At 42.3% G+C, this 6,775-nt stretch carries 6 protein-coding genes and 2 pseudogenes; 4 read left to right on the top strand and 4 right to left on the bottom strand.

Annotation, left to right across the window (positions count from 1 at the left end):
• Window positions 1-301: 301 nt before the first annotated feature.
• Window positions 302-478, top strand: a pseudogene (locus tag LC586_RS42475) (helix-turn-helix domain-containing protein); the annotation flags it as partial.
• A gap of 23 nt (window positions 479-501) precedes the next feature.
• Here LC586_RS42475 and LC586_RS39085 read toward each other — a convergent pair.
• A complete protein-coding gene (locus LC586_RS39085; RefSeq protein WP_229491172.1) occupies window positions 502-2,253 on the bottom strand; it encodes an SUMF1/EgtB/PvdO family nonheme iron enzyme in 1,752 nt (583 codons plus the stop codon).
• 257 nt (window positions 2,254-2,510) lie between these two features.
• Between LC586_RS39085 and LC586_RS39090 the strand changes: the two genes are divergently transcribed.
• Entirely contained in the window at window positions 2,511-2,804 is a 294-nt protein-coding gene (locus LC586_RS39090; protein WP_229491173.1) for a hypothetical protein, read from the top strand.
• 143 nt (window positions 2,805-2,947) lie between these two features.
• Window positions 2,948-3,385: a type II toxin-antitoxin system VapC family toxin gene (locus LC586_RS39095; RefSeq protein WP_229491174.1), complete on the top strand. Its 438-nt coding sequence runs from the start codon at window positions 2,948-2,950 to the stop codon at window positions 3,383-3,385.
• Between the two features lie 68 nt (window positions 3,386-3,453).
• Here the strand turns inward: LC586_RS39095 and LC586_RS39100 are convergent, their stop codons facing one another.
• Entirely contained in the window at window positions 3,454-3,894 is a 441-nt protein-coding gene (locus LC586_RS39100; protein ID WP_229491175.1) for a hypothetical protein, read from the bottom strand.
• Between the two features lie 846 nt (window positions 3,895-4,740).
• On the opposite strand from LC586_RS39100, the gene dnaN reads away from it, so the two are divergent.
• Window positions 4,741-5,904 carry a DNA polymerase III subunit beta gene (gene dnaN / locus LC586_RS39105; protein WP_229491176.1) on the top strand — a complete coding sequence of 388 codons (1,164 nt, stop codon included), beginning with the start codon at window positions 4,741-4,743 and terminating at the stop codon, window positions 5,902-5,904.
• A 380-nt stretch (window positions 5,905-6,284) separates the two neighbouring features.
• Here dnaN and LC586_RS39110 read toward each other — a convergent pair whose 3' ends face one another.
• Entirely contained in the window at window positions 6,285-6,524 is a 240-nt protein-coding gene (locus LC586_RS39110; RefSeq protein WP_229491177.1) for a DUF6887 family protein, read from the bottom strand.
• Window positions 6,521-6,643 (bottom strand): annotated as a pseudogene (locus tag LC586_RS43340) (DUF6888 family protein); the annotation flags it as partial. The pseudogene LC586_RS43340 and the gene LC586_RS39110, both read right to left, overlap by 4 nt.
• Window positions 6,644-6,775 lie beyond the last annotated feature (132 nt).

A 6,775-nucleotide genomic window follows, 5' to 3' on the forward strand; every position in this document is an offset into this window, starting at 1 on the left:
CCTGGTATGGATTATTATGAGCAACGTTATCGTGAGCGAATGGTTAATAATCTCCACAAAAAAGCCCAGGCTTTTGGTTTTGAGTTGATTCCTCAGTCCTCAGAAAATATGGTTTCTTAGAAGAGGGTTAAGTAGGTAGGTACAAAAAAACCAAACTATGTAAAGATAAATAAATACGGAGAATGCATCTACCCAGGTAACTTAAAGTATGAGCGCTCCTCTAAGAGTATTTTTGACTCCTGAGGAAAACCAAACCCTATTAAATCTGAGAACAGCAGAGGTATCATAGAAGGTTAAAGACCGAGCAGAAATAATTAGGTTGAACGCACATGGCTGGTATTTGGAGAAAATAGCTGCTCACTTTAATTTGACTGTTCAAACGGTAAGAGAGGTTTTGCATAAATGGGAAAAGCAAGGACTGGAAGGGGTTTGGGAGCTACCAGGTCGAGGAAGAAAGCCAAAATGCACGCTCTGTTGATATAGTGTTTTTGGAAAAATGCCTCAAAGAAGAACCACAACCCGAAAACCTACAAAGATGTCCCTAACGTCAGGCGTGAGCCCGTAGCGATTAGCAGAACGGCAGTTCCTCGGATTATTGTGCCACGAACCACCACGCAGCAGCCGACTATCATTTTCATTCATCCAAAGGCTGCCGTCTGCTGGCGCTCCGTTATAATTTTCGTGCCAAGCATCCTGACACCATTCCCATATATTACCATGCATATCAAATAAACCAAAGGGATTTGGTGAAAATTTTCTGACATCTGTTGTTTGCTGACAATATTCCCCTTTTGGACCAGAATTATAGGTGTAGTTTCCGTCATAATTAGCCAACTCAGTTGTAATCGTCTCACCAAAATAAAATGGGGTAGTCGTTTCTGCACGACAGGCATATTCCCACTCTGCCTCACTAGGCAAGCGATAGGTTTTCCCAGTTTTGTTAGATAATCTGACACAAAACTCAATTGCATCATTCCAAGATACACATTCAACAGGTCGATTAGCGCTTTTGAATTCGGATGGTTCGGGATTTAAATCAATATTTATCTTTTCCAACTCGGCAACAATAGCCCATTGGCTTTGTGTAACTGGAAATTTACCCATGAAAAAGGGTTGAACGGTGACAGTGTGCTGGGGACTTTCATCACTGTATCGTCCTGGCTCATTCTCTGGGGAACCCATCAAGAATTGACCACCAGGAATTGCAACCATTTCCAGAACTACGTCATTACCCAAATTTTCTGAGAAAAACTCAGATCGTTTGCGACTGTAATTAATTTCATAGGTTTTTCCCAAGCCAAACAATCCTGATTTTACGTAATTTATGGTGGCGGTGTTGAACTCAAACGACTGAGTTTGAATACGTGGAGGAGATTGTGTTTTAGATGATTCTCTTTCTCGTTGTTTTTGTAAATCTGCTTGCCGTTTTTGATACTCTTTCTCTTGTTCTTTCTGTAAGCGAACTACATCTTCATCCTTAAGCACATAGTATTTTTGTAATTTCTTTAATTCATTTTCAGCTTTTTCATTCAATGGATATCCTTGTTCATCTACAAAATTTGTCAAAAATAGCCTGTATTTGTCTATATTTTCCTTATATATGCCGTAAGGCTCTAATGCTTTCTCTCGGACTGCACTGGCTTCTTGATCTGTTAATCTTAACTTTTCCTGTAAGTCTTTCAATATTTCCGATTCCACAACAGAAATCTCGCTATTAGACGCAAATTCTTCAACCTGCTGACGATACTCAGCTATGGCGGCTTCTCTAGTTGCCTGTTTTTGTTGACGCTCCTTAATTAGTTGTTCAGCAGCAAACTTAATTCCCTCAGCTACATTCGTGAATGCATCGTCTTGATTATTCCAAGACGTAACAGGTAGGCCATTTTTGGGCAGAGCTTGTAGTTTAGCAAATGGTGCCGATTGCCAAGAAACGTTTCGCAGAATAATTGGAATGACGCAAGCCTCTCCAGCTTCGTGGCGTTTTATTGCTTTGCTAACTTCAACATCCCAGCAGTATTTAGAATATATAAAGTCTGAACTGACGAGCAATAGAATGATATCGGCTGTGTTCAAATTTTCATTAATCTGCTGATCCCAATCTCTTCCAGGTGGTATTTTGCGATCGTGCCAGGTTGAAATTACACCTTGCCGTTCCAACATAGTCAAGTGTTTAGCTAGTTCATCCTTTAGAGATTCGTCGTTGTGAGAGTATGAACAGAATACCTTGAGCGACACCAACGATACCTCTGTCATTTTGCGTCTTTAGGAGTGGGATAAATTAGGCTTTTCACAAATTATAGTATGTTTGCCTACTGCACCGGGCGACTGCAAGTCGCGGCTACACAAACAAAACCCGCTTTGATTTCTGTTCGCGCAATGTGGCGTAGCCATAATTACTTGGCTTGGTAGGCAAGAGGCAAGAGGATTTTAGAAGATTAAGGTGTACCGAGTTTTTTTTAAAATCAAATAGGAGTCCCATAGCATATAACTAGACTAGTAAAAGGTTCGCCATGACCCCACAACTCGAAGCTGCGATCGCCGCCATCCAACTGCTCTCATCTACAGAGCGCCTACAACTACTACAAATCCTCACCGAAATCGATTCCGCCTCAAATTCCCAAACCGATCTCAAAACCCTCAGTACGGAGTTTTGGCATGGCTCCACGCTCAAGCAGCTACTCGCCACCCAAACCCCTACGACCGTTCATAACCTCAAGGATCTCGCCGCTAACTTTTGGCCCGAAGAAGACTCCATTGAGGACTTCCTCACCTTCCTGCGACAGCAGCGCCAAGAGGTAATTTAAGTAGTCAGACAGAATTAATTACACAATGTCATTGCGAATGCAGCGTTCGCGGTAGCGTCTCGTAGACAAGCAAAATGAAGCAATTCGCTTGCGGCTGGGATTGCTTCACTCCGTACCCTTCGGGAACGCCAGGGGCGAACGCAATGACTGTAAATATTATTGTCCGATTACTTAATCAAACTCCTATGAGTCTTCTGCTTATCGATACTGACATTGCCTCCTTCATCTTCAAAGGTAGCGACTATGCTGACCCTTATTTACCAGTTTTGAGTAGTCAAGAATTGGCACTGTCGTTTATGACCGTCGCCGAACTTCTTCAGTGGGCAATTTTGCGTCAGTGGGGCGATCGTCGCCTCGCACAGCTAGAGCAATACCTGTCAAATTACCTCATCATTCCGGTCGATCAAACCCTTTGTCGGCAATGGGCGCAGGTGCGTGTAGAGCGACAAAGCGCAAGACGATCAATTTCACCTCAAGACGCTTGGATTGCTGCAACGGCTTTACGCCATGACTTACCCTTAGTCACTCACAACATCAAAGATTTTCTAGGAATTTCCAATTTACGGCTTATTACTCCTTGAACGGGAGAATGACAATGTTGTGAATCTCCCGTTGGGTAGGCATTGGTTTTCTATTGTATTTTAGCTAGCTAACTTACGATCGCACCCGACACCCCATTCATAGATCCATTTACAGAAGAAGGCTGAACAGAATCGGCTGCTAAAGGATTGGTGACTTTGGAATTGTCTACTACAATTCGCTTCTTTTTGGTATTACCTCGTCTAGCACCACCCGCCATCTCGTATTCCTGGCTGATTTTACCGTAACGACTGGCAACTCCTAGTAACATTTTTTCTGACATGGCTATTACAGTCTGTTCTGCGTTCTTCACATCATCTGTGAGTTTGTCAATGGTAGATAACGCAGTGTTGTAGGCAGCAAGCTTAGACCGGAGATCATTAATTGTCATATTATAAGCTTGTATTGTCAGTCCTTGGCCAAAGTCAAGTTCTACGCTGATAGATTGTAAACTTTCAATCCGGCGATCAGCTCGTTCTAAAACGGTGGAATTTCTTTTGCGACGTGCCATAATCCATCTCTGCTACTAGGTTAATAGTACTGTTTTATACAAAGCTGCCTTTGATTGTCATGGGAAAATATCGCAAATAAGTTGCGATCGCATTTCCAAAACTTTAGTTAATTTCACTTAGACTGTTTTGAGTTTCAAGTAGCAAATCCTTTTATAAGTTCATTACAACAATTGCTGTAATCATTTAAACGTTTCTCATACATGGAATAGCATTTGTTGCAAAGTATTAAACAATTGCTGCAACTGATTATACATTTGCAAGAAATACTTAAGCCTTTCTTATATATGGAATAACAATTGCTGCAACTGATTATACATTTGCAAGAAATACTTAAGCCTTTCTTATACATGGAAGAGCAATTGTTGCAAAGTATTAAGCAATTGCTACAACTAATTATACATTTGCAAGAAATACTTAAGCGTTTCTTATATATGGAAGAGCATTTGTTGCTAACGTTTAAATTTTGACAGCCTGAAGCGTAGGAGCGATCGCTTTTGCCTATTGTCTAAGATAAAACCTCTAGCATAAATCAAACAATTTGAACCCCACCCTAACCCTCCCCGATGTATTGGGGAGGGAACTAGATTTCTTTTTCCCCCCTTAGAAAGGGGGATTAAGGGGGGTAATTCGACTTGTGTGTACACGGTAGCCTTAGCAAGGGGAGGGGTTGGGGGTGGGGTGTTAGGGACTCAGCAGATTCACATCGTAACCAACCCTTTAACCGAGTTTTCTACCCTTAAGCAACAACGCCCGGCGATGCCTACGCCTACGCCCTAACTAAAAAACAGCGATCGCATACTAACAATAAGGGTGTTAGGATATCTTTCACCAGCTGAATCTGACTTATGAAATTAGTTTGCTCCCAAAGCGATCTCAGTACAAATCTCTCACTCGTTAGTCGTGCAGTACCTTCACGACCAACTCATCCAGTACTTGCCAATGTGCTGCTCCAAGCGGATGCTCAAACTAATCAAGTAAGCTTAACAGCCTTCGATCTCAGCTTGGGAATCCGCACCAGCTTTAACGCAGAGGTATGGCAAAGTGGTGCGATCGCACTTCCTGCTAAGTTACTTGTAGATATCACCTCTCGTCTTCCAGAAGGCGAAATAACTTTAGATGATGAATCAGCCCTCACAGGTGTTACACCCGGTGGAGAAGGTTTAATAGTCACACTCACACCCAAGAGTGGACATTACCAAGTCCGAGCAATGGGGCCTGAAGAATTCCCTGAACTACCTGTAATTGAAAATACAGAAGTAATCCATCTCACCACCACCGCATTAATTGAGGGATTACGCGGTTCATTATTTGCCACCAGTGCAGATGAAACTAAGCAAGTACTTACGGGAGTGCATTTAACAGTTAAACAAGATACTCTAGAATTTGCAGCTACCGATGGACATCGCCTAGCAGTGGTAGAAACTAGCAACGAGCGTCCTTTAGGTGGAACTAGTCAATTAGAAGTGACAGTACCAGCTAGAGCATTACGCGAACTCCAACGGATGCTAGCTCATAGCGCCTCATCAGATGAACCTGTAGCTTTATATTTCGATCAAGGTCAAGTTGTGTTTGCATGGCAAAATCAGCGCTTGACTAGTCGCACATTAGAAGGGCAATATCCTGCTTATCGACAATTAATCCCGCGCCAATTTGAGCGACAAGTAACAATTGAGCGGCGACAATTCGTCAGCACTTTAGAGCGGATTGCTGTGTTAGCTGATCAGAAAAATAATATTGTCAAGCTCAGTATTGATAGCGAAGCCCAAGAAATTACCTTATCTTGTGAAGCTCAAGATGTGGGCAGTGGTAGAGAGTCAATGCCTGCACAAATTTCTGGGGAAAACATTGAAATTGCTTTTAACATTAAATATTTAATGGAAGGCTTGAAAGAGTTACCATCTTCGGAAATTCAAATGCATTTAAATCAAAGCCTGACTCCAGTGATTTTTACGCCATTGGGGGGTTTGAAAATGACCTATTTAGCTATGCCGGTGCAACTTAGAAGTTGAGTTTAATACAGACCTAACCTCCAACCCCTTCCCTTATCGGGAAGGGGAGTAAGATTCAAAGTCTCTCTCCTAAAAGGATCTACGGTGTACACACAAGTCTCGTCGCAGCCATATCTTTATTAATAAATCTCGCACTGCGTTTCTATCCCGCCTCGGAATGAATTCCGAGTCTCGCCGCTGAACTAAAGTTTAGGGCGGGATGTCGGTGAGTGTGATAGTTTAACTCTGACAAAAATGTGGGTAAAAGAGTTGAAACCTATGTGGACAGCACTTGTGTGTACACCGTAGCCTAAAAGGATAGAGGAATAGAAGTGAGGTTAAAGTGTATTGCATACAAACGAGCGTAGACCCAAAGCGGCTTGTCGTAAGACATCGCTATATCAGTTATCACCCTCTTCATCGCTAACTGATAACTGTTCACTGTTCACTGATTTCAAGTGTCGTCTATCGTCAATTAATTCCTGTAACTTTCCTACTTCCTCAACTGTATAAAACGTCTGATTGGGTTCAGACGCAACTTTATCCATCAATGCGTGAAAAGCTTCAGCATCGTTGCGATGTTCTAATAGATAAGCCTTCAACTGAGACTTGTTCATCGCCGCAAAATTTGGTTTTGTCATTCGTCGTACCTCCATCTGCCATCGCGTGTGATTAATATACCCGTTTCCTCTCCAGCCAGAATGTAAATATTACCAGTGCGTTCATCGATTCGGACTATAAAAATCGGCAACAACAGACTTGTAACATTTTGACCGGATAAGTCGCGGCGTGCAAGCCCCTAAATTTATTTATGGGGGTAAGCCGCAGGCGAATTTATTCGCCGTCATGTTTCGTTCTGATTTTGAATGTACATTTTAATAGTGTCTAAAGT

Origin of the sequence: Nostoc favosum CHAB5714 (assembly GCF_020829495.1) — a bacterium.
GTDB lineage: Bacteria > Cyanobacteriota > Cyanobacteriia > Cyanobacteriales > Nostocaceae > Nostoc > Nostoc favosum.

Coding starts and splice junctions, on each gene's coding strand:
- LC586_RS39085 (WP_229491172.1), bottom strand. CDS start 2,253: ATGACAGAGGTATCGTTGGTGTCGCTCAAGGTATTCTGTTCATACTCT.
- LC586_RS39090 (WP_229491173.1), top strand. CDS start 2,511: ATGACCCCACAACTCGAAGCTGCGATCGCCGCCATCCAACTGCTCTCA.
- LC586_RS39095 (WP_229491174.1), top strand. CDS start 2,948: ATGACTGTAAATATTATTGTCCGATTACTTAATCAAACTCCTATGAGT.
- LC586_RS39100 (WP_229491175.1), bottom strand. CDS start 3,894: ATGGCACGTCGCAAAAGAAATTCCACCGTTTTAGAACGAGCTGATCGC.
- dnaN (WP_229491176.1), top strand. CDS start 4,741: ATGAAATTAGTTTGCTCCCAAAGCGATCTCAGTACAAATCTCTCACTC.
- LC586_RS39110 (WP_229491177.1), bottom strand. CDS start 6,524: ATGACAAAACCAAATTTTGCGGCGATGAACAAGTCTCAGTTGAAGGCT.